The organism is Ignavibacteriota bacterium, from assembly GCA_019637995.1.
Lineage (GTDB): Bacteria > Bacteroidota > Ignavibacteria > Kapaibacteriales > UBA2268 > JANJTB01.
This window is the reverse complement of the sequence record JAHBUQ010000003.1, coordinates 392,276-416,121: the sequence shown is the minus strand read 5'-3', so window position 1 is coordinate 416,121 and position 23,846 is coordinate 392,276. Positions and strand designations below refer to the sequence as shown.

Here is a 23,846-nt window from a genome sequence, read left to right as displayed (position 1 = left end):
GTAATTATATCAAACTATCAATATTTTCGGCATTTTGATAATGGAAAAGTTCAAAAGAATTTAGCTCTAAAGCAACAAGATAGCCTAAACCATTGACTTTCCTGTGATAAACGCATCCACCGTCAAGCCTGATTAAATCGGACGAAAGCGAGGACTTTATACTATCAAGAGGATATGGAGTATGACCAACTATAAGTCTTCTGTTGCCAATTTTTTCAATATCACAGGATTCAATTCTAACAGCAAGCATTTTGGCTTTATCGTTAAAGGGATTTTCGATATTAAAATTCATTCCGGCATGAACAATAACGAATTTTTCTGTTTCGTAGTAATACTTGGAATTATAAATAATTTCTAAATATTTATCCTCTATAAAACCGGGATGATAGACTCCGAAGCTATCCAAAGTAGCAAGCCCTCCATTACGGAACCATAATTTCATTGATTTGGAGTTATTTATCGAATCAAGCATCATCTGCTCATGATTTCCACGGATAATAATGACTTCAATTCCCTTATCTTTCAACTCAAGTATTTGGTCAAGGACTGACATTGAGTCGGGACCCCTGTCAATTAAATCCCCAATGAAGATTATCTTATCATCTGCAACAAGTTCATCGAAAGTAGAAATTAATCCCCGCAGAGTTTGACTACATCCATGTACATCGCCAATGATATATAATTTGTTGCTCATTTTTGAACTTGCTAAGAACGTTTCAAATTAGCTGCAAGCGGAAACACTGTTTCTGAAATTGCCTTTGGCAAATCCTGGAATGGTACTTTACGGTGCTGAATACCACTTTCAATAACAGTATTAGGCATTGAAGGAGCTATACAAGTATCAGGATCCTGAACAATGACAGTGCCTTTCACACCTACAATGCTTGCAGCGCCCTGAGCCCCGTCTCTTCCCAAACCTGTAAGAACAACACCAATGCAAAATTTACCATAAGCATCGGCAGCACTTCTGAAAAGCGGCTCTGCCGATGGACGAACAAAGTTTTCTTTTGGACCATTATCAATTACAACATGATAAGATTCTTTATCAACACGAATATGCTTATCACCGGGTGCAAGGTATATAGTGCCGGGTTGTATTATCATTCTGTTAGCAACAAGATTCACGGGCATACCTGACTCTTTTCTGAGTCTGTCAGAGAAAGTCTCAAGCATCCATGCGGGTCCATGCTGAACTACAAGATAAGCGGCATTATTCTTCCATTCAAGATTTTTGAAAACATGCATCAATGTCGGTGGACCACCTGTACTTGAGGCAATCGCAACACATACATGAGGTGGCTTCACATCAATTTCCCGCGATACAACAGTAACCGAAACGGCAGGTTTGACTTGTTGTTGTCTGTCTAATCCGTCTTTAAGTCTGACAAGCAAATCGTCAATATCAACAGGTTTGGCAATGAAATCATCCGCACCGGATTCGACTGCATATTGCTTCGAACCTTCAGAAACTAAAGCTGTGATTAGTATGAGGTATGGAATCGGGTCAATTTTTTTCCTGATGTATTTAATAAGTTCAATACCATCGGTTTGCGGCATCATCCAGTCAGTAAGAACAGCATCAAATGCTTCTTTTTTGAGATGTTCTATTGCTTCGTTGCCATTATTAGCAACTACAACATCATAACCGGATTTAATCAAGAGTCTTTTCAAAAGCAAGGCGCCGACTAACTCATCTTCCACTACTAAAATTTTCTTATTCATAATTCACTTAATATAATTTCATTTTCTTATTTATACATTGTTTCAATCAGATCAGAATATTTTCTTTCCACTATGTGACGTTTAACACTCATTTTTGGGCTTAATTCACCACCATTTACTGTAAATGGCTCTGACAACAACTGAAACCTACGAATTCTTTCAAATTTTGACAAATCCTTCTGATAAAAATCAATATCCTGCTTAATATGAGTGATAATCTTATCATTGCTAATCAGTTCAGTTACATTAGCATATTCTATACCAAAACCTTTGGCAAGTGACTCTAATTGTTCAAAATTTGGTGTAATCAGAGCGGTAATATACTCTCTGTTGTCACCAATTAATACACAATTATCAATATATCTGCTATGACATATCAAATTTTCTATCGGCTGGGGAGCGATATTTTTGCCACCTGATGACACAAACAGATTCTTTTTTCTATCTGTAATTTTTAAATTGCCCTTAGAAGTAAATTCACCAATATCACCTGTATAAAGCCAATCCTCAGGGTCAATTGCGGCATTTGTTGCGGCTTGGTCATTCCAGTAGCCTTTCATCACATTTGGTCCTTTGACCAGAATTTCACCATCTGCGGCAATTTTTACTTCAATATTTGGAAGAGGAAGTCCAATAGTACCAATTTCATTATTTTCATAAGAATTGAGAGAAACAACGGGTGAAGCTTCTGTCAAACCGTAGCCTTGAAGTACTGTTATGCCAATAGCCTGGAAAAAATTACCAACCTGAGGCGACATTGGTGCTCCACCTGAGACAAAAAGTTTCATTCTTCCACCGAGCTTAGCTCTGATTTTAGATAAAACAATTTTTTCTGCTATTTTATACTGAGCATTTACTATAGGATTAGATTTTTTTTCAGAATCAAGTCTGCTTTTCTTTTCGCCAATACTTACTGCCCAATTGAACATAGTCTTAGTTATTTTACTTTCTTTATCAATGCTGATGTAAACTTTCTTTTTCATTGTTTCAAGCATTTTTGGAACAGTAGTAATCAAAGATGGTTTAATTTCACTTACATTAGCCGGAACACTTTCGATTGATTCGGCAAGCGATATTAATGTTCCAAAGAAAAACAATGTATAAAATCCTGCAATTCTTTCGTAAGAGTGGCACAATGGAAGATACATCAGCGATTCATGATTTGATAAATCAGGAAGCAATGCCATTGAACCATCAATATTAGATAATATATTGCCGTGAGAGAGCATTACGCCTTTTGGATTACCGGTTGTACCGCTTGTATAAATCAAAGTAATCAAATCATCAGGTTTGATTTTCTCGATTTGCTCCTGAATCAAATTCATTCTCTCGTTTGAGGTCCTAAGCTCGCATCCTCTGGCAATTATATTATTCAAATTATGGACAAAAACATCTCTGGGCTGCTCCTCTTCGCTCATAAGGATGATTTGCCTCAAAGAAGTCAGTCTGTCTTTAAATTCGAGAATTTTAGAAAGCTGATAATTATTCGAAACAATTACCGCTGTTGCAGAGCAGTCCCCAAAAATATCTTCTATTTGTTTAGATGTTAAAATTGGAAAAAGTGGAACATCAACAGCGCCAATACAGTTGATAGCAAGTGAGGAAATTATCCACTCGATTCTGTTTTCGGATACAATCCCTATTCGGTCGCCATGCCTTATACCAAGTTCAAGCAATCCCAGCGCCATACACGTTACTTTTTCAAGCAACTCATTATGTAACATTTCAATCCAGAATCCATCTTTTTTAAATCTAAATGCCGGTTTACCCAAGTTTGATGATAAATGGCATCTTTCGACAAATCTTTCAGGAATATTTTTATATTTCTTGATGTTTTTCATAATAATTATTCTTGAAATACTATAATGATTTCAAAAATCCTCCATCTACCGGAATACTCGTACCATTAATAAATGCTGCAAAGTCGGAAGCAAGAAAAGCCGCAAGATAAGCTATTTCTTCAGGTTTGGCAAATCTTCCTACAGGAATTTGAGAAATTAATTGTTCCTCAACCTCGGAGGTTTGCTTCCCTGAATTTTTTGCCATATTTTCAATAAGATAGAATAATCTTGCAGTTGCGGTCTGTCCGGGAAGAATGTTATTAATAGTAATACCTGATGGACCAAGTTCTCCTGCAAGAGTTTTAGCCCAGCTTGCCATAGCACCTCTGACAGTATTTGAGACGCCTAAGTTATCAATCGGTTGTTTGACCGATATTGAAATAATATTTAAAATTCTGCCCCATCGCCTTTCTTCCATCGCCGGTGATAATGCTTTTACCAATAAATGAGATGCAAAAAGGTGCCTTTCAATTCCCAGACGAAAATCTTCGATTTCATTTTTGATTATCTTCCCGGCAGGAGGACCGCCGGAATTATTGACAAGTATATCAATGCATCCCTTTGATGGAAGCTGAGAAATTATTATTTTCACAGCTTTCTCCGGTTCCTGAAAGTCTGCAGCTATGTAATTGTGTTTGCCGTTGCCACCAAGTTGGGAATTTACAGCCATTAAATCTTTTATGTTGCGGGCTGTTATAATCACATTAGCACCGGATTCGGCAAGCTGCATAGCAATGGCTTTACCAATACCTTTAGATGCTCCGCATATCAGAGCGGTTTTATCAGAAAGATTTACTTTCATTTTAATACAATAAATTTTTAATATTTCAAATAATATAATACAAATATATACAAATGATTTTAGTAAAAAAAATGTTATTTTTTCTTTTTAAATATTTTATTATGTCTTCTATTAAAATAAAGTGTAAAAAATTATTTTGCAACAATTTTTATATTTATTTCGTTCTACAAAAATAAAATCATAATATGGAGAAAGTAAAATGAAAAGAATATCAGTTTTAATCGCTACATTTCTTGTAATACTTATTATAGGATGCACCGAGAATCCTGTTTATAATGATAATTACTACGCAAATATCCGTACTGAATTTTATACCCTTAATCCTAACGGTTGGAGACAGGTGCCAAATAATTCAATACAGTGGTATCAGGAGTTCAGACTACCAACTTCAGGTTTTTCTAACTATGATTACGTAGGAGTAATGGTATATTATCTGAATCAGTTCGATGCTTGGGAAGCTCTTCCTTCAACAAGGATATTCTGGACTGATAATGATGTAGTTTATTCGGATGAATTATGGTTTTCTCATAATCTTCAGTTTCTGTATATTGATTACAGGAATACGATTCCCGGCATTGCAACTGCTCCAAAAGATGCTATGAGAATCAAAGCTGTATATTTTGACGATGCTTTTTACAGGTCGAAAACATATAAAGATATAGATTGGAATGATTATAATAAAGTTAAAGAGCAATTAAATTTGAAGGACTAAGATGCCCGCAAGCACGTTATTCGATGAAATAAAATCTCTAAGGACAGAGCAAAATAACCCAAACAGCAGATCAATTGATATTGCTTCTACATTTGAGATACTTGAAATTATAAATAATGAAGATAAACTTGTTCCTCTCGCTGTTGAAAAGGAGTTGCCTTATATTGAGACTGCTGTTAACAGAATTGTCAGCGGCTTTCGAAATGGTGGCAGACTTTTCTATGTTGGAGCCGGAACTAGTGGCAGAATTGGAATAGTTGATGCTTCCGAATGTCCACCTACTTTTGGAACAGACAGTGAGATGATACAAGGAATTATTGCCGGCGGTACTGCTGCAATATTTAAAGCTCAGGAAGGTGCTGAAGACAGCTATGAAGGTGGACGGGAAGTACTTATTGATACATCACTGAATAGTCGTGACATTGTCTGTGGAATAGCAGCTTCAGGAAGAACTCCCTATGTACGCGGAGCGCTTGAATATGCAAAATCTTTAGGATGTTTCACGATTTTTGTAACTACATCTTCACGCGAGCATATCGAATCTTTAGGACTGAATATTGATGTTGCTATATGCCCAGATGTAGGTCCAGAAGTTGTAGAAGGCTCAACCCGCATGAAATCCGGAACTGCACAGAAGCTTGTTTTGAATATGCTTACAACTGCATCAATGATTAAGCTGGGTAAGACATTAGGCAATGTGATGGTTGACCTTCAACTTACTAATGAAAAGCTAAAAGAGCGTGCAAAAAGAATCATCATGAGAATTTGTGAAGTGGATTATGATACGGCTGAATATTATTTGATGATATCAAATGGGCATGTCAAAAGTGCTCTTGTTATGATTTTGGGAAGTGTTGATTATGAAAAATCTATTGACTTACTTGCTTCAACAGGTGGATTTGTACGCCAGGCAATTGAAATTGCTAAAAAGTTGAACAGTGATTCAAAATAATTTCTTATTTTTAAAAATATTTAGAATTACATTTTTGAGAATTATTATGATTAGAAGATTATTTTTAATTTTAGTTGTATTTTTTAACGTCCCATTTTTATTTTCTCAGCAGGCTAGCCAGATTCAAACTGCTTTTAATGCTTTGAAAAGTAATAATTTTGATGTTGCAATTCAAAATTATACAAAAGTTATTGAAACCAAAGCTAATTATGCTCCTGCATATTTTGGCAGAGGTATAGCTTACTATCATTTGAAAAATTATAATCAGTCGCTGATTGATTTGAATAAAGCAGCTCAGTTTGATGCCAATCTAAAAGATTTATATTATGCACGAGGCCTTACTAATACACAGTTAAATAATCTCAACAGAGCAATTGAAGACTTTACCAAGCATTTGGAGTCATATCCAAATTCTGCTGAAGCATACTACGCACGAGGAAATGTATATTACTATGCTGAAGAAGATGAAAATGCACTTAGTGATTATTCTAAAGCTATAAGTGTTAATCCAAAGTATGCACAAGCTTATTACGGCAGAGCTATAACATATAAAGTTTTGAAAAACAATGATTTAGCCCTACGGGATTTTGATAAATATTTGGAGCTGTCAGGCAAAGATGCACCCTTGAAGTCCGAAGTTGAAAGACTTATCGAAGAGTTAGTATCTAAAGACTAACAGTCCATTTTGCTCAAAATCAGGAGTATATATTCTTGATTTATTTTTTAAAAGTGTGTAATGCATTTCATGTGTTATCATTTTGCTATACTTTCATATTGTCTTTATAATAATTGATAAGTGCATTTGTTGAGGCGTCGTGTGAATTGATTTCGCCTTGATTGGCAAAGTCATTCAAAATACCTTTAGCAAGCTGTTTTCCTAATTCCACACCCCATTGGTCGTATGAATTTAGCTCCCAAATAACACCCTGAACGAAAACTTTATGCTCGTAAATTGCAATCAGCATACCTAGTGTTTCCGGAGTGAGTTCTTTGTAAAGAATAGTATTTGTAGGCTTATTTCCCGGAAATATTTTGTGAGGCAGTAGTAAATTAATGTCATTTTCGCTTAATCCAGCTGCTTCAAGCTCTGATTTGACCTCATCATGATTCTTGCCTCTCATTAAAGCTTCGGTTTGAGCAAAAAAGTTTGAGAGTAAGATACTGTGCTGATTTTGGTCGCCAGAGCGACTGTTTATACCTGCAATAAAGTCTGCAGGAATCATCTGGGTGCCCTGATGTAACAGCTGAAAAAATGAATGTTGGGAATTTGTTCCAATTGTTCCCCAAATTACGGGTCCGGTTGTGTAACTCACCTCATCTCCGCTGTAATTGATTCTCTTGCCATTACTTTCCATATCAAGTTGTTGTAAAAATTCGCTAAATTTGAGCAAATATTGATCATAAGGAATTACAGCTTGAGTTGATGCACCCCAGAAATTCGCATACCATACTCCAATTAGTGCCATCAAAACAGGAATATTTTTAGCAAAATCACTATTTCGGAAATGTAAATCCATCTGATATGCACCATTTAGAAATTTCTTAAAATTATCAGCGCCTATCGAAATTGCTACTGACAGACCAATAACAGACCAAACAGAATATCTGCCGCCTACCCAATCCCAGAATCCAAAAATATTTTGCTCTGCAATTCCAAATGATTTGCAAGCATATATATTTGTAGATAAAGCTGCAAAATGATAAGCGATTGCCTCACTTCCTGCACCGGAATTATTTAAGAACCACTCTTTGGCTTTGCCTGCATTAGACATTGTTTCTTGGGTTGTAAATGTCTTTGAAGCAATCAAAAATAATGTTGTTTCGGGAATTAAGTTCCTGAGCTTTTCGGAAATGTCTGTGGGGTCAACATTTGAAACAAAATGTACAGATACAGAACCGGAGTATGGTGATAAAGCTGTGCAAACCATATCAGGTCCAAGATGCGAACCGCCAATTCCAATATTTACCACATCTGTGATTGACTTGCCCGAAAACCCTTTATGAATTCCGTTTCTAACAGATTCTGCAAAGCTCATTGCTTTTTCCAATTCATTTTTTACATCGGGCATCACATTATGACCATCTACAAATACAGGATTGTCCGACATATTCCTTAGAGCAGTATGCAATACGGCTCTTTTCTCTGTAAAATTTATCTTTTCGCCGGTAAACATAGCATCGATTTTACTCTTTAAATCCGAACTTTCCGCCAATTTTATCAATAAGTCTAAAGTTTGCTCATTTATTATATTCTTTGAAAAATCGAATATAGTATCCATAAAACTAATTGAATATTTTTTGAAACGATATTGATCTTCTTTAAATAACTGTTTAATTGATGTTTTGTCAATTTCAATTTTGTGATTTTCTAATTGATACCACACTTCATTTTTTTGATTATCAAACATTTTCACTACCCAAATATTAATTATATAAATTCACTTTTTTATTATTACAATTACGAAAAAAGCTAAAGAAATTGCAAAATTTATACTAAATTAACTATTTATCAATAATTTAGTAACAAATTTCATTTTTTATTAGGATAAAATAGGAATTATCATTAATTTTGTAGTCGAAAATTTTATAAATCTCAATAAAATTATTATTAACTATTAGAGGAATGCTTGAAGTCAATTTTTTTTAATCCATCAGCGCCTGCAAGAGGCGGTAGAGAACCACAACGCTCACATAGAATCAATCACGAGATTAAAGTACCGGAAGTCAGATTAGTAGATGCCGACAGTAATATGTTAGGTGTAGTGTCAACCCGAGAAGCCCTGAGAATGGCTGAAGAGAAAGAAGTTGACCTTGTAGAAATTGCCCCGCAAGCGAAACCGCCTGTTTGTAAACTAATTGATTATGGTAAGTTTTCTTATGAAATTCAGAAAAAAGAAAAACTTGCTAAGAAAAATCAGCAACAACAACTTATGAAGGAAATTCGTTTCAAGTGGCGTACTGATACTCATGACTTCAATTTCAAAACTCGTCATGCACGTGAATTTCTCGAAGAAGGCAACAAAGTTAAAGCCTCGGTTATGTTCCGTGGTCGTGAAATAACACATCAGGAAATTGGTAAAGAGCTATTGGAAAGATTTGTTCTTGAACTACAGGATATTGCCAAAGTTGACTCTCCTGTAAGAATGGAAGGAAGAAATTTGTCTGTTATTATGAGCCCTCAAAAAACTAAGAAAAAGTAAAATATTTGCATTAATTTTAATTGAAAATATGCTATTTATAACCTTCCAAAAAATTAAAATTTCGGAAGGTTTATTTTTTAAAACAAATCACATCTATTATAATTCAAATCAAGTTATGTCAAATAGCAAAATATTCACGAATATTTTTGATTTGAGTTTTATTTAATATTTTTGATAATTCCTCATCAGAAATCGTTTTGATGATTTCAATCGAGCCGAACTCTCTGAGCAGATTCTCGCCTGTCTTTTTGCCAATTCCCTTAATATCACTTAGATTTGTTGCAATAGTTCGTTTTGAGCGTAGTTGCCTGTGATAAGTAATCGCAACTCTATGGGCTTCATCTCTAAGCTTTTGAATTAGCTTCAGACTGCTCGAAGTACGGGGTAGATTAATTGCTTCGCTCTTTCCGGGCAGAAATACTTCTTCGAGCCGTTTTGCAAGCCCGATTATCTGGACTTTATCTGTAATTTCAAGCTTTGCAAGAACTGAATATGCTGATGATAACTGACCTTTTCCGCCATCAACTATTATCAAATCAGGCAAAGGCTTATCCTCTTCAATCAGTCGTGAATAACGCCTTTCGACAGCTTCACGCATAGCAGCGAAATCATCATTTTGATTTACAGTTCTATTTTTAAATTTACGATACTCTGACTTCTTGGGTTTGCCATCTTCAAAATAAACCATAGAAGACACCAAATCAGTTCCCTGAAGGTGCGAATTATCAAAGCACTCAATTATTCTCGGTGGTTTATTTAGGCGTAAATCCCGCTGCAGTGATAAAACCGGTCTTGGTATTACCTGATCTCGCTTTTCAAGAGCAAGATTGTACTCTCTGATAACATATTCTGCATTGGAATTCGCCATTTCGATAATTCGTCTCTTATCACCGATTTGAGGTATCTGAAAATCAATAGATTTGCCTCTAAGGTTAGCAAGCCAACCGGAAATGTATTCAAATTCATCTGTTTCATTAGGAAGTAAAATTTCATAAGGGATAAAATCACTTTCAAGATACCATTTCTCAATCGTGCGTTGCAGAATGCTCTCATAACTTAGTTCTGCAGCATTTTTGACGATATAATGCCGCTTGCCTATGAGTTTACCTTCTCTTACTTTTAGCACAATTGAGCAAGCCGTGTCGTCAATCTTTGCAATTCCGAAAACATCACGGTCAACTAAATCTGCTGAAATAATTTTTTGTTTGGATGAATATTCTTTGAGCAATAAAAACCTGTTACGAACAACAGCCGCCTTTTCAAATTCGAGGTTTTCGCTAAGTTCATTCATTTGATTTTCGAGAATTTTCTCAACTTCCCGCGTCTTACCTTGAAGAATTTTTATACTATTGCGAATGTTATCATTATATGACTGACTACTGACAAGACCTTCGCATGGACCTTCGCATTTTTTTATATGGAAATCAAGACAGATTCTGTGCTTTTTTTTCATTATTGTATCTTCAGATATCGCCAAATCACAACTGCGTATCAAAAAAAGAGTTCGGATAATTTTCAGCATATTTCGGACTTGCCGGATATCAGTGTATGGTCCGAAATATTTTGAGCCGTCACGCACAATCTGCCTTGTCTGAAATACTCTTGGATATGCTTCATTTGTAAAACGTATAAACGGATATGATTTATCGTCTTTGAGCAGAATGTTGTATTTGGGTCTGTGTTGCTTTATTAAATTATCTTCGAGAAGCAATGCTTCGGTTTCGGAATCAACTATTATATATTCAAATCTAAAAATATGTGATATCAGCGCTTTAGTTTTGGCATCCAAGTGACGCCCTTGCTGGAAATATGACTTTACCCGATTTCTTAAGTTCTTTGCTTTGCCAATATAGATGATTTTATCCAAGGAGTTGAAATATTGATAAATTCCTGGCTTGGTCGGCAAATTCATCACTTTATCTCTAAAATCCTCATTAGGGTAATTATGCGTTTTTTCTTTTAACATAGTAATTTGTTATTGACAATTGTTTGTATTCACAAGCATAATAGATTTATTTTTTTATCTCAATTACAAGAAATATGCTCTCGAAAGGTCCGGCGTTTTGAAACGACCAGTTTCGTTATTATACATTTGAAAACCGAGCATCTTCAAATCAGATTCTGCATCATATGAGCTGCCATCGAAGTTGTCACGGTTCATGTTACCTGTTGATTTCCATAATTTATTTCTAAATGTTTTTTATAAAAAATTTAACGTGTCAATATCCGAACTATTTTGAATAGCCAATATCAGGACAGAACCATGCAAAAAACAATCATTTTATAATTAGCTTTGTAGGTTTCAATTTCATTAGAGATTATTATAAACTGAAATTGATAACTTTTCGACATTTTTGTCGGTAATGAAGCAAAGTACTACAATAATTGACGATTAATAATTTGTAAAAAACTTGAATGATTTTGCAAGTACTATATTAATAATCGACTTGTGTTCTTGGCACGGCATTTGTATAACTACAATTGTACGCGTGCAGAAAAGTAAAATAAAATGTTTTTTAATAATTATAACCTAAAAGGTAAACCAATGAAAAAGATGATGATAATCCTCGCAGCAGTAATTCTTACTGTAACTCTTAATACCGATGCATTTGCTCAAAATGGCAAAATGCTTCAGAAAAAACTCCAGACTAACTGGGTTGATGCAGATGGTGATGGTGTATGTGACAACTATACCGGAACTCCAAAGAAACTCAATAAGAATAATCCGGCAGCTCCAAACTTTGTAGATGCAGATGGCGATGGCGTTTGTGATAATGCCGGTAATCCTCAAGGCAAAGGTAAAAGATTGAATTTTGTAGATGCAGATGGTGATGGTGTTTGTGATAATGCAGGCAGTGCAGTTCGTCAGAGATTAATGGATGGCTCAGGTGCCGGCGAAGGCTCAAAAACCGGTCTTAGAAAACGCGGTAACAAGTAATCTTATGATGCCGGTCTTTCAATAGAATGACAGACCGGCATTTTAATTGAATTTAATCAGGAGAGTTATTAATATGAAAAATCTAATTGTAAATAGTGTAATTTTGATGATGTCAATTAACTTGTGTTTTTCTCAGCTTGATGTTGATTTTAATTCTCAATCAGGATATACTGCTAATTCGTTTAATGGAACAGCATTCAACTCTCCGATCTCATCAAATAGTTTGAGTCTTTCGTATTCAGCTAATGATAACTTTAATTTATGGGGTGGAGCCGGAATTGCTCAATATTTCAACTTCTCTGAAAGGAATTATTTATCTGCATTTCTTGGTACCGGATATTCGGGATACACAAATTCAGATGAGAACGCATCTCTTAGTATTTACGGCACTCTCCTGATGCGTCAGGCAGTTAATTTAGATGACAACTCGGATACAAGACAGTATTTTGCAGGAATCGGCTATACCCGTTTAATTGATGAAGGTTTTATACTTAATTTAAATTCAGATTTCAAGTACAAAACATTTAACTTGCTTAATGAACTTGATTTTATTGAAAATTCAAGTGGTATCACACTAAATAAGTCTTTTCAAACAAAAACAGCAATTAAGCTTAGCTCAAATCTTCACACAAAGTTTTATTACTCAATCCCCGATGATGCAGCTGATATGACATTTACAAGAGGCGGCAGGGTTCAAACTAATTTCGGAAGTTCGGCATTACAGTTAAGATATTCCGTGCAGATTGCACAAAATATAATAGAATCAACAGGAATAAGTGTTCAGTATGAAGGAAGTAACGCTCTGAATTATTACGATACTCCTGTAAATTATATCGGCTATGATTTCGCAGGTGACAGTGAATTCTTTGATGACCCATTCAGCTTTGTAAATTCAACTTACTCATTAAAACTGACTCATATTTTGCCGTTTGATATTAAAAGCACTGTTTCATATTCATTATCCGATAAAGAATATAATTACGAAGTAAATATGTTTGATGATGATTATGAAGTAAGAAAGGATAAAAGTATCAATTTCGGAATAAGTTTTGAAAGGAGAATAAATTTTGAAAAAAGTTTATTGAATAATATGAAAATTATTTTAGATTATTATAATTTTTACAACTCTTCAAACTTTGATATGATGAATTATAAAGGCAATTTCATAATTCTCGGCATAGAGCTTGGCATTTGATATAAATGAACAAATAAATTACCAATAATAATATTTTCCTTTAATTAGGAAAATATTTTTTATTTTTGTAAATATTGTCAGACAGATTAGTATTATTCAAGAAGTGGTCACACTAAGGTGGAGATCACTAAAATTAAAAAATATAAACGATGACACAATTTGTCAGACTGAGCGTAGTCGAAGTCTGTACAAAAACATGGCTTTACGCTTCGCTCAGTTTGACTTGTAGTAATATATTTTCCAAATGAATTACTTTTCTGCCAGACAATAAACAATAATCATATTGAACTGACCTTTATAGTTTTAAAATATGATATTTTTGAAAATGAACTAATATAATATTGAAAAGAATTTATTTAATATCAATTTCAGCTTTTGTATTGGCAATTTCGGTTGCAGTATTTTCCTATTTTGAGCTGAACGAGACAAAAGATTATTTGTTTGATATGAGTCGTTCAGAATCTGAGAATATGATATATGCACTCAAGCAATCAATCGAAAACAATATAAAAACCAATGAAATTATTCGTGATGAAATCGTCAATTCACTTGTTGCTGCCTCATCACTTGCTGACCATTTGAATACCCACAAGAGATTTACAAAAAAGCAAATGCAGGAATTTGCAGAAATGTATGATTTAGATTTCCTGTTTCTTTTGGATAGGTATGGAGTAGTCAGTAACCTTGATGTTAAATCGCTTGATGACTTGGATGAGCGCTTAAATGAATATTTGAGATATGTAAGTGAAGAGGTGTATTTCTGGCTGGATTTGGGCGTTCATGAAGTCAAAGGAAATTTATATTACATTGTTGGCGGAGAATTTCACGACAAGAAAAGTTTGATTGTAGGAGGAATAGATGAATCAAAGCTACTTGACCTAAGGAAATCAATAGGCATTGGAAAACTCATCAATGATTTCAGCGATAACCCTGAGATTGAATATGTTGCCCTGCAGGATGAAATCGGATTGATTGCCGCTACACATACTATTCTGCCATTGTCAACTGTTGATAGTGATGCAGAAATGCAAAATCTCAATGAAACCAATTCCAAATTCAGCAGAATTGTTGATTACAATGAAAAGAAAATACTTGAATCTGTTATCAAAATCGAAAATGAAGATGATGATTTGTACTTGCGGCTTGGACTGTCTTTAGATAAAGTAAGAGCTATAAATCAAAGTAATACAAGGCGAACAATAGTGCTTTCTCTTGGGCTTTTCCTTATAGCATTTGGTACTAGTGCCTTTATATATCAGCGTTCAAGACATATCAAGCTACGCGAAGAGTATAAGCAAATGCTTGATTATACAAGTATTTTACTTTCAAATATTAATGAAGGTGTTATCGGAATTGATAAGAATCAGAATATTATTTTGTATAATCATAAATCAGAATCACTATTTGGAAAAATTGATTTAGGGAAAAAGATTGATTTCATTTTCGACATTGGATTTTTAAATCTGTCAGAATCAATTCTTGCAGGAAAATCTTTTGGATATAATGAAATAGAACATACAAGACAAAATGGGGATAAATTAATTCTTGCTTACAGTACGTCAGCTATAATTGATTCAAATGAAGAGCCATATATTTCAATTGCTGTCATACGTGATATAACGCAAATTAAACAAGCCGAAGAAATAAAACAAAGAAACGAAAAGCTAAAAGCAACAGCTACGCTTGCTGCCGGTGTAGCACATGAAATTCGGAACCCTATGAATGCAATAAATGTAATTGCACAACGGCTTGAGTTTGAATTTGAACCGAATCAGGACAAAGAGCATTATTTTGAACTTGTGCATACAGTTCGGCAGGAAATTAAAAGAATTGACAAAATTATCTCTCAATTTTTAGAATTTTCAAAAATAAGTAAAATGAGTATCAAAAAAGATGATTTGAATATTCCTGTAATCAATGCAGTTAATCTTTTACAATCATCAGCTTTAGAAAAAAGTATCAGCATCAATTATAAGTCAGAAAATAATATATTTGCAAATATTGATAAAGATAAAATTCAGCAGGTATTTATAAATTTAATTCAAAATGCTTTAGATGCTTCAAATGAAAATAGTGAAATTCTTATACAAATTAAGGATAGCGTTCAGGATTGGATTGTAACCATATCGGACTCTGGCGCCGGAATAAATGACGAAATAAAGGATAAAATTTTTGATATATATTTCACTACTAAAAGCAAAGGAACGGGTCTTGGACTCGGAATTGTGAATAAAATTATTGAAGAGCACGATGGTAAAATATATTTTGAATCAAATAGTACAGGAACAACATTTTTTGTTGTGTTAAAAAAAGCATGAAAAATTTTAAAATAATACTCGTAGATGATGAAGATAATCAAAGAATTCCGATTAAAGGATTTCTTGAAAAAAAAGGATATAAAGTATTTGATTTTGCTGATGTTGATTCAGCCGTGAGTTTTTTTAAAAATAATCAGATTGATTTAATTATTTCGGACTTGAAAATGCCCGGCAAAACCGGCAAAGAACTTCTGACTGAAGTCAAGGAAATTAATCCTGAGATTACAGTAATAATATCTACTGCTTATGGCGAAATTGATGATGCAGTTGATTTGATGAAATATGGTGCCACCGACTTTATCCAGAAACCAATTGAACTAAGCCACGTCCTTGAGTTGATTGCCAAAACTGAAGACAAAATAAATGTGCTTGATGATAATAAAAGTCTGCTTGATAATATAAGTTCAAGCATAAATGCAGTATCATTCAGCTCAATTATATATAGTGGCTCTGCAATGGAAGAAGTGCTGAGTATTGCTTCGAGAGTTGCAGATTCAAAAGCAAGTGTATTGATAAGAGGCGAAAGCGGAACGGGCAAAGAACTTATCGCACGCGCTATTCACGATGCAAGCAACAGACAAGCAAATCCGTTTGTAGTAGTTAATTGTGCCGCACTTCCCGAAACTTTGTTTGAAAGCGAACTTTTCGGAAACGAAAAAGGAGCATTTACCGGTGCTGTGAAAACCAGAATCGGCAAATTTGAGCAAGCAGATACCGGAACATTATTTATTGATGAAGTTGGCGATATACCTTTGGCTGTGCAGGTCAAGATGCTGCGAGCACTACAATTTGGCGAAATCGAACGGCTCGGTGGTGAGAAAACTATCAAAACAAATGTTAGAATTGTATCGGCTACTAATCGAAATCTTGAGGAAATGATTTCAAATAAGGAATTTCGTGAAGATTTGCTTTACAGATTGAACGTGGTTACAATAGAAATTCCACCACTCAGAAAACGTCGCTCTGACATCAAACCATTAATTGAATATTTCCTTCATAAATATTCTGAAATTAATGGCAGACAAATAAGCGGAGTGGATAAAGAGGCAATTGATTTGCTGATGAAATACGATTATCCCGGAAATATTCGCGAACTTGAAAATATCATTCAGAGAGCTGTTGTAATTTCAAGAAGAAATATTATTACAATTGATGACCTGCCAAGAGAAATTGTTGCGTCAAACATCAAATCTTCAGAAACTACAGATGATTCATGCTTTGAGCTGGGAGATTTGAATCTGAAAGTTGAGCAACTTGAATCATCACTTATTCATAAAGCTCTTGAAATATCAGGCGGCAATCAGGTAAAAGCTGCAGAAATGCTTAATATAAGCGAGCGTACAATCAGGTACAAAATATCCAAATATGGGATTAAATAAATATTGCTGTGACTGACTCGTAGGTAAAGTTAATGATATTAGAACTGCAATTCATGTAATTGTATTTCAATGTAAGCAAAATTTAACAATATTATTTTACTAATTATATCTGAATCAAATATGAAAACATTCAACATAGCTTTTTTTGCTTCACATGGCGGAAGTAATATGCAAGCAATTCTTGATGCAATTAAAGACGGTAGATTAAAATCAAATCCTGCTGTACTGATTACGAATAATTCCAAATCAGGAGCTTGTGAAAAAGCTGCAGCTTTCGGCTTGCTGGTTTATCATGTCAGCTCTGTAACTCATCCTGATGATAATGAAAGAGCAAAATTTATTATAGAAATTTTAGAAAAATTCAAAATTGATTTGATTGTTTTGGCTGGATATATGAAAAAACTGCCTTCTGAAGTTATCGCTCGAATGAATGGAAGAGTGCTAAACATTCATCCTGCACTACTTCCTAAATTTGGTGGTGAAGGTATGTATGGAATAAATGTTCATAAAGCAGTTATCGAAGCAGGTAATAAAATTAGCGGGGCTACTGTTCATTTGGTTGAAAGCGAATACGACCGTGGCAGGATATTGCTTCAAAAGGAAGTAGTTGTATTAGCCGATGACAGCCCCGAAACACTTGCTGAAAGGGTGTTGAAAGCTGAGCATAAGTTGTATCCGAATGTAATCGAATTACTTGAAAAAGAAGAAATAATTACTTAAAATAATTAGTTTTGCAAAATAATTTAATTGCTCATACTACTTTAATGAAGTATTTTTTTAATATTAAATAGTATAAATCACAAAATGTTTGAATTAACAAGCGGGATATTTCGGGAAATAGTTTTAATGTTTCTTGAAATGTCGCCATATATTATATTAGGATTGATTTTTGTAGCATTATTAAACTACTTTGTCAGTAAAGATTTAATTTCCAGGCAAATTGGAAAAAATAACTTTTGGTCGGTACTAAAAGCATCCTTATTTGGCATTCCACTCCCTTTGTGCTCGTGCGGAGTTGTGCCTACAGCAGTTTATATGTCCAAAAGTGGAGCTTCAAAAGGGGCTACTGTATCGTTCCTTATCTCCACACCACAAACCGGAATTGACTCTATTATTGCTACTTATGGTATGCTTGGACCACTTTTTGCAATATTCAGACCTTTCGCTGCTTTAGTTATGGGGATTTTCGGTGGCTTGGCTGTAAGATTGATTTCAGATGAGGATAAGGAAAGCACTGCAAAGCCGAAATTTATCGGATTGACTCAATTTGAAGCGGTCAGGACAGTTGAAACTCAAAAAGTGATTTCGACAAAAGAGAAAATAAAAAAAACACTTAATTATTCTTTCGTCGAGTTTCTTGATGATATATCGGTGCAATTTGTAGCAGGTGTAATTATTGCCGGATTGATTGCATATTTTATCCCAAATGATTATTTTGCCGAAACCGGATTCAATTCAGGTATTCTTGGAATGCTTCTGATGATACTAATCGGAGCGCCTATGTATGTCTGTGCAACAGCATCAATTCCAATTGCAATGGCACTTCTGATGAAAGGATTCAGCCCAGGTGTTGCATTTGTATTTCTCGCAGTCGGTCCTGCTACAAATGCTGCAAGCATTACAATAATATCAAAATCTCTCGGGAAAAAAGTAACTATGCTTTATCTGACAGCTATTGCAGTTCTGTCAATAATGATGGGATATTTACTTGATTTTGTATATTATTTGTGGGGTGAAGGCTCCATTATTCATAATCATCACAGCCACGAACACTCGGATATGTTTTTCTCTGATGATATGAAGCTCATATTAGGGATTGTATTTTTTGTGATGATTATAATGTCATTTTACAGAAAATATTTTTCCAAATATTTCAATAATAAGAGACCTGAAATTATTGATGATGGTATTCAAAAAATAATGATTTCGGGTATGACCTGTAACCACTGCGTTTCGACAGTTAGCAGTACAGCACTTAAAATAAAGGGGATTGATGAAATAAATATAAGGCTTGATGAAGGTCTGGCATACGTAAAAGGTAAGTTTGATATGAATGAATTTGAAAAAGAAATAAATGATGTAGGATATAAAATAGTTAAATAAATATGAATAATATAATACTTTTACATGGTGCTATCGGCGCTGCTGTGCAATTCGAGCCAATTGAGCAAAGACTTAAATCCAATTTCGGTGTTTACAAATTTGATTTTTCCGGACATGGCAGCCGCTCGGAATTTGAAGGCGAATTAAGTATAGAGCAATTCACTGAGGATTTGCATAATTTCATATCAGAAGAATCATTATTTGGAGCTGATGTATTTGGATACAGCATGGGCGGATATGTTGCATTAAATTATGCTTCAAAATATCCTGAAAATCTTTCAAATATAATGACGCTTGCAACAAAATTCGATTGGACTCCTGAGTCTGCTGCTATTGAATCCAAAATGCTTAATCCCCAAAAAATCATTGATAAAGTGCCCAAATTTGCTGAATATTTAAAATCGCTTCATGGTGAGTGCTGGACTCAACTCCTTGAAAAAACTGCCCGAATGATTATTAATATTGGGAATAATCCTTTAATAAACAAATCAAAATTAGCTGAAATATGCAATCACGTGAGAATTTCAGTCGGTGACCGAGACAAAATGGTAAGTATAGTTGAAAGTTATGATGCATTTAGAAATTTAAACAAGGCAAGTTTCGCAGTACTTCCGGATACAGAACACCCAATTGATAAAATAAATTTTGAAAGACTTATTTATGAAATTGAAACATTTTTTCAAGGCTAACGTAAAATTAAATATTGTATAATATATATCTATACAATATTATTCATTTATTTATTCATCATTATTTTGGAGTTTTAAAAAATGGGCACTTATACAAATCAGAATGCCACTTTTTGTTGGCTCGATTTAGCAACCACCGATCCTGTCGGTGCAAAAATATTTTACAGCAAAGTTTTCGGATGGGAAACTATGGATGTTCCTGTCGGTGAAGACATGGTTTATACAATGCTCAATCTCAAAGGTCAGCCTGTTGCGGCATTGAGTCTTATGCCGAAAGAGCAGGCAGATATGAATATGCCTCCTTTCTGGACAAGCTACATCGCTGTTGATGATGCAGCTGCGACTTGCGTCAAAGCAGAACGAAATGCTGGCAAAGTTGTGATGCCGCCAATGCAAGTGATGGATGAAGGATACATGGCAATTCTTCAGGACCCTGAAGGTGCTTATGTAGGCATTTGGCAGGCAATGAATATGCAGGGATTTGCATACTATGGTGAAACAGGCTCAGTCTGCTGGTTCGAAGAGGGATGTTTTAATCGTGAAAATGCTATACCCTTTTATGAAAAGACTTTTGGGTGGTCGTCAACAACTTCACCTATGGGAAAGAATCTTTATACATTATTTAATTTAGATGAAATGATGGTTGCAGGAATGTACGAAATGACTGAAGAGATGAAGGATATTCCTGCTCACTGGCTTCCATATTTTGGAGTCAGAGACATTGATAAAGCGCTTTCAGTTACTGAGGAGATGAACGGTAAAGTCCTTATGCAAAAATTATTTGTTGAAGATGTCGGCTATTTTGCTGTAATCCAGGATCCACAAGGTGGTGCTCTTGGACTACTCGAAATGCCTGTATAAGTGTTATTAATATTCAGCCCCATTATTTTTATGTGGTAATTTATAAAAGTGAGATTGGTTTATTAATTCGAAATATTTTTTTCTAATTCAGATAAATTAATTTGTAATTAAGGTGGGGATGAGGTAGTAGTTTAGTAATAATAATAACCAAATAAAGCAAAGGCGAGCTATTATGTTCGCCTTTTACAATTAAATTTATAAATCACTGATTTTAGTCGGAATCTTTAAAAATTGTTGCAGGAAATGGAATCGGCTCGCTTGGTGCTTAACTACCAAGTTAGGGGCAATCTATTTAAATCATATAAATTAATATGAGTACTTTTTAAAATAATATCAAAGAATTAATTATTTCTACCCATATTAAATATCGGCAGATTTCTATTCCCGCATACCCATAAGTTAAACTCAACACTACTAAGTGAACTTCTATATTAACGCTAATCTTGCAATTTTATTAAATAGCAATTATATTCAAATATTAAAACAATAAAATTAGTACTTATTCTAAAATAAAGATTGAATAAAATCATCTTTATTTAATTATTATTTTTACGAATAAATTGCATACAGGACAATAAATATGACATCGCAGGAAATTAGGCAGTCATTTCTTGATTTTTTTAAAGAAAAGCAACATAGAATTATACCAAGTGCTCCGGTAATTCCACACGGAGACCCGACTTTACTTTTTACTAATGCCGGAATGAATCAGTTTAAGGATGTTTTTTTAGGAGTCGGCAGCCGCGATTATGTACGTGCCGCGGATACCCAAAAGTGCATCAGAGTAAGCGGAAAGCATAATGATTTAGAAGAAGTGGGTGTGGATACATATCATCACACATTTTTTGAGATGCTTGGCAACTGGAGTTTTGGTGATTATTATAAAATTGAAGCAATAGATTTCGCATGGGAGCTGCTTACTAAGGTTTGGGGTTTGCCCGTTGAGCGTCTTCACGCAACTGTTTATAAAACTGATGATGAAGCCTTCGAAATCTGGAAGAATTATCTGCCTGAATCGCAAATTCACCGATTTGCAGAAAAGGATAATTTCTGGGAAATGGGGGAGACAGGTCCCTGTGGTCCGTGTAGTGAAGTTCATTTCGACAGAACACCGGATTTATCAGGAGGAAAACTTGTGAATGCAGGAGTACCGGAAGTAATTGAAATATGGAACCTTGTATTTATTCAATATAACAGAAAAAATTCAGGTGAACTTGAGCCTCTTTCATCTACTCATGTTGATACAGGAATGGGTTTTGAGAGAATTTGTGCAGTAATTCAGGGTAAAGAATCCAATTATGATACTGATGTTTTTATGCCTCTAATTAACGAAATTGCAAAATTAAGCGGCAAGAAGTATGATGGCGGACTTACTGACCCCGATTCAATTGCGATGCGTGTAATCGCTGACCATGTGCGTACTCTTTCATTTGCAATCGCTGATGGTGCACTTCCAGGAAATGAGGGACGCGGCTATGTTTTACGCAGAATATTAAGGCGAGGCTGCAGGTTTGCCCGCAATCTTGGATTTAGACAACCTGTGATTTACAAACTTCTGCCAATACTCGAAAATATTATGGCTGATGTGTTTCCTGAAATCAAGGAGCAGATGCCTACAATAGAGAGAATCATCAAAGGTGAAGAAGAGAGTTTTCTTCAGACCCTTGACCGAGGTATTGAGATTTTTGAAGAAAAATCAAATGATACAATATCTTCCGGATATAATATAGTATCAGGTGCCGATGCATTTTTACTTTATGATACTTATGGCTTTCCTTATGATCTGACAGAGCTTCTTGCAAGAGAGAAAAATCTGACAATTGACAAAGCCGGTTTTGATGAATTAATGAAGCAACAGAAAGAGCGTTCGAGAGCATCCAGAAAAAGTGCCGCTGAGGAAGTTGAGCTTCCGAATGTAAAATTTGATTGCAAGTTTATCGGATATTCAAATATAGAAGCTGAATCAGAGGTGCTATTTGTAAAAGACAATCTTCTTGTTACAGCCGAAACGCCTTTTTATGCTGAGTCTGGTGGACAGATTTCAGATACAGGAACTGCTACACTTGCCGGAGAAGTGTATAATGTTCTTGACATGCGTAAAATTGGTAACACTATTTTTCATATTTGTGATAGAGATATTGAAAATTTAATTGGCACAATAGCATTATTGAAAGTTGACAGCAAGCGTCGAAAAAACATTATGCGAAATCACTCAGCTACTCACCTAATGCACGAAGCGCTTCGAGAATTGCTGGGCAATCATGTTCAGCAGGCAGGCTCGCTTGTTGCACCGGATTATTTAAGGTTCGATTTTAATCATTTTGAAAAAGTAAAACCTGAACAAATTAAAGAAATTGAGAATATTGTCAATAGCAAAATTTTAGAAAATATTAATATTTCCATAGAGGAAAAAGAACTCGAAAAAGCTCGTGAAATCTCTAAAATCAAAATGTTTTTCGGTGATAAATATGGCGATACTGTCAGAGTAGTTACAATGGACCCGAAATTCTCAATGGAACTTTGTGGCGGTACACACGTATCTAATACTGCGGAGATAGCATTGTTTAAAATTATCTCAGAAAGTTCAGTTGCAGCGGGTGTGAGAAGAATTGAAGCTATAACCGGAGATGCTGTTAATGAGTATATTCATGATTTGAGTGATAAAATTCTTGAATCTGAGAAAGCAAAAGAAGAACTTAATCATAGAATCAAACAACTTGAGAAAGAGATTTCAGAGCTTAAGCTCGCAGATAAAAGCGGAGAACTGAGTAATTTAATTCAAACAGGAATTTTGTATAATGGTATAAAAATTGTATGTAGTATTGTGGACGCCGAAAATCTTGATGAACTGAGAAATTTAGGCGACAGCTTAAGAAATGAATTAGGAAAATCAGGCATTGGTCTTTTAGCTGCTGAAATAGAAGGAAAAGCACAAATGGTATGTGTGGCAACTGATGACATAAAAGATAAGTATCCTGCCGGAAAGTTAATTGGCATTGCTGCCAAAGAATTGGGCGGTGGCGGTGGCGGTAAGCCGCATCTTGCAACAGCCGGTGGAAAAGATGTCGATAAGCTTCCGAATTTGATAAAAATATTTCCTGAAATGGTAAAAAATTATAATTAATTGATATAAA

General features: G+C 34.7%; 19 protein-coding genes. 13 read left to right on the top strand and 6 right to left on the bottom strand.

The window, feature by feature from the left end; translation table 11 throughout:
• Positions 1–4 precede the first annotated feature (4 nt).
• The 4 genes from KF896_13845 to KF896_13830 are packed head-to-tail and all read right to left on the bottom strand — an operon-like array spanning position 5 to position 4,365.
• Positions 5–694, bottom strand: coding sequence for a serine/threonine protein phosphatase (locus KF896_13845; GenBank protein MBX3044790.1), 690 nt, complete (start codon positions 692–694; stop codon positions 5–7).
• Positions 695–705: 11 nt separating this feature from the next.
• On the bottom strand, positions 706–1,722 hold the full coding sequence (locus KF896_13840; GenBank protein MBX3044789.1) for a chemotaxis protein CheB: 1,017 nt from the start codon (positions 1,720–1,722) through the stop codon (positions 706–708).
• Positions 1,723–1,748: 26 nt separating this feature from the next.
• Positions 1,749–3,563, bottom strand: coding sequence for a long-chain fatty acid--CoA ligase (locus tag KF896_13835; GenBank protein MBX3044788.1), 1,815 nt, complete (start codon positions 3,561–3,563; stop codon positions 1,749–1,751).
• A 19-nt stretch (positions 3,564–3,582) separates the two neighbouring features.
• Positions 3,583–4,365, bottom strand: coding sequence for an SDR family oxidoreductase (locus KF896_13830; protein MBX3044787.1), 783 nt, complete (start codon positions 4,363–4,365; stop codon positions 3,583–3,585).
• Between the two features lie 199 nt (positions 4,366–4,564).
• Between KF896_13830 and KF896_13825 the strand changes: the two genes are divergently transcribed.
• The 3 genes from KF896_13825 to KF896_13815 are packed head-to-tail and all read left to right on the top strand — an operon-like array spanning position 4,565 to position 6,705.
• The gene (locus tag KF896_13825) at positions 4,565–5,077 is read left to right on the top strand and encodes a hypothetical protein (GenBank protein ID MBX3044786.1); all 513 of its coding nucleotides are present in this window, start codon (positions 4,565–4,567) and stop codon (positions 5,075–5,077) included.
• Between the two features lies 1 nt (position 5,078).
• Entirely contained in the window at positions 5,079–6,029 is a 951-nt protein-coding gene (gene murQ, locus KF896_13820) for an N-acetylmuramic acid 6-phosphate etherase (GenBank protein MBX3044785.1), read from the top strand.
• A gap of 46 nt (positions 6,030–6,075) precedes the next feature.
• The gene (locus tag KF896_13815; protein MBX3044784.1) at positions 6,076–6,705 is read left to right on the top strand and encodes a tetratricopeptide repeat protein; all 630 of its coding nucleotides are present in this window, start codon (positions 6,076–6,078) and stop codon (positions 6,703–6,705) included.
• A gap of 85 nt (positions 6,706–6,790) precedes the next feature.
• Here KF896_13815 and pgi read toward each other — a convergent pair whose 3' ends face one another.
• Complete coding sequence (gene pgi, locus KF896_13810; protein ID MBX3044783.1) at positions 6,791–8,437, bottom strand: glucose-6-phosphate isomerase; 1,647 nt, start codon at positions 8,435–8,437, stop codon at positions 6,791–6,793.
• Positions 8,438–8,725: 288 nt separating this feature from the next.
• Between pgi and infC the strand changes: the two genes are divergently transcribed.
• Positions 8,726–9,229: a translation initiation factor IF-3 gene (gene infC, locus KF896_13805; protein MBX3044782.1), complete on the top strand. Its 504-nt coding sequence runs from the start codon at positions 8,726–8,728 to the stop codon at positions 9,227–9,229.
• Between the two features lie 118 nt (positions 9,230–9,347).
• Here infC and uvrC read toward each other — a convergent pair whose 3' ends face one another.
• The gene (gene uvrC / locus KF896_13800; GenBank protein ID MBX3044781.1) at positions 9,348–11,195 is read right to left on the bottom strand and encodes an excinuclease ABC subunit UvrC; all 1,848 of its coding nucleotides are present in this window, start codon (positions 11,193–11,195) and stop codon (positions 9,348–9,350) included.
• A gap of 579 nt (positions 11,196–11,774) precedes the next feature.
• On the opposite strand from uvrC, the gene KF896_13795 reads away from it, so the two are divergent.
• The 9 genes from KF896_13795 (at position 11,775) to alaS (ending at position 23,836) form a co-directional block, all read left to right on the top strand.
• Positions 11,775–12,167 carry a hypothetical protein gene (locus KF896_13795; GenBank protein ID MBX3044780.1) on the top strand — a complete coding sequence of 131 codons (393 nt, stop codon included), beginning with the start codon at positions 11,775–11,777 and terminating at the stop codon, positions 12,165–12,167.
• Positions 12,168–12,240: 73 nt separating this feature from the next.
• Positions 12,241–13,362, top strand: a complete 1,122-nt coding sequence (locus KF896_13790) for a hypothetical protein (protein MBX3044779.1) — start codon at positions 12,241–12,243, stop codon at positions 13,360–13,362.
• 341 nt (positions 13,363–13,703) lie between these two features.
• A complete protein-coding gene (locus tag KF896_13785; GenBank protein ID MBX3044778.1) occupies positions 13,704–15,680 on the top strand; it encodes a PAS domain S-box protein in 1,977 nt (658 codons plus the stop codon).
• Positions 15,677–17,059 carry a sigma-54-dependent Fis family transcriptional regulator gene (locus tag KF896_13780; protein ID MBX3044777.1) on the top strand — a complete coding sequence of 461 codons (1,383 nt, stop codon included), beginning with the start codon at positions 15,677–15,679 and terminating at the stop codon, positions 17,057–17,059. Before KF896_13785 ends, KF896_13780 begins: the two co-directional genes overlap by 4 nt.
• Positions 17,060–17,179: 120 nt before the next feature.
• Positions 17,180–17,779: a phosphoribosylglycinamide formyltransferase gene (purN, locus tag KF896_13775; protein ID MBX3044776.1), complete on the top strand. Its 600-nt coding sequence runs from the start codon at positions 17,180–17,182 to the stop codon at positions 17,777–17,779.
• A gap of 126 nt (positions 17,780–17,905) precedes the next feature.
• Entirely contained in the window at positions 17,906–19,162 is a 1,257-nt protein-coding gene (locus KF896_13770; GenBank protein MBX3044775.1) for an SO_0444 family Cu/Zn efflux transporter, read from the top strand.
• Positions 19,163–19,164: 2 nt separating this feature from the next.
• Positions 19,165–19,851, top strand: coding sequence for an alpha/beta hydrolase (locus KF896_13765; protein MBX3044774.1), 687 nt, complete (start codon positions 19,165–19,167; stop codon positions 19,849–19,851).
• 81 nt (positions 19,852–19,932) lie between these two features.
• Complete coding sequence (locus tag KF896_13760; GenBank protein MBX3044773.1) at positions 19,933–20,712, top strand: VOC family protein; 780 nt, start codon at positions 19,933–19,935, stop codon at positions 20,710–20,712.
• Positions 20,713–21,292: 580 nt separating this feature from the next.
• Positions 21,293–23,836 (top strand): alanine--tRNA ligase, encoded by a 2,544-nt coding sequence (alaS, locus tag KF896_13755; protein MBX3044772.1) that lies wholly within the window; start codon positions 21,293–21,295, stop codon positions 23,834–23,836.
• Positions 23,837–23,846: the final 10 nt, after the last annotated feature.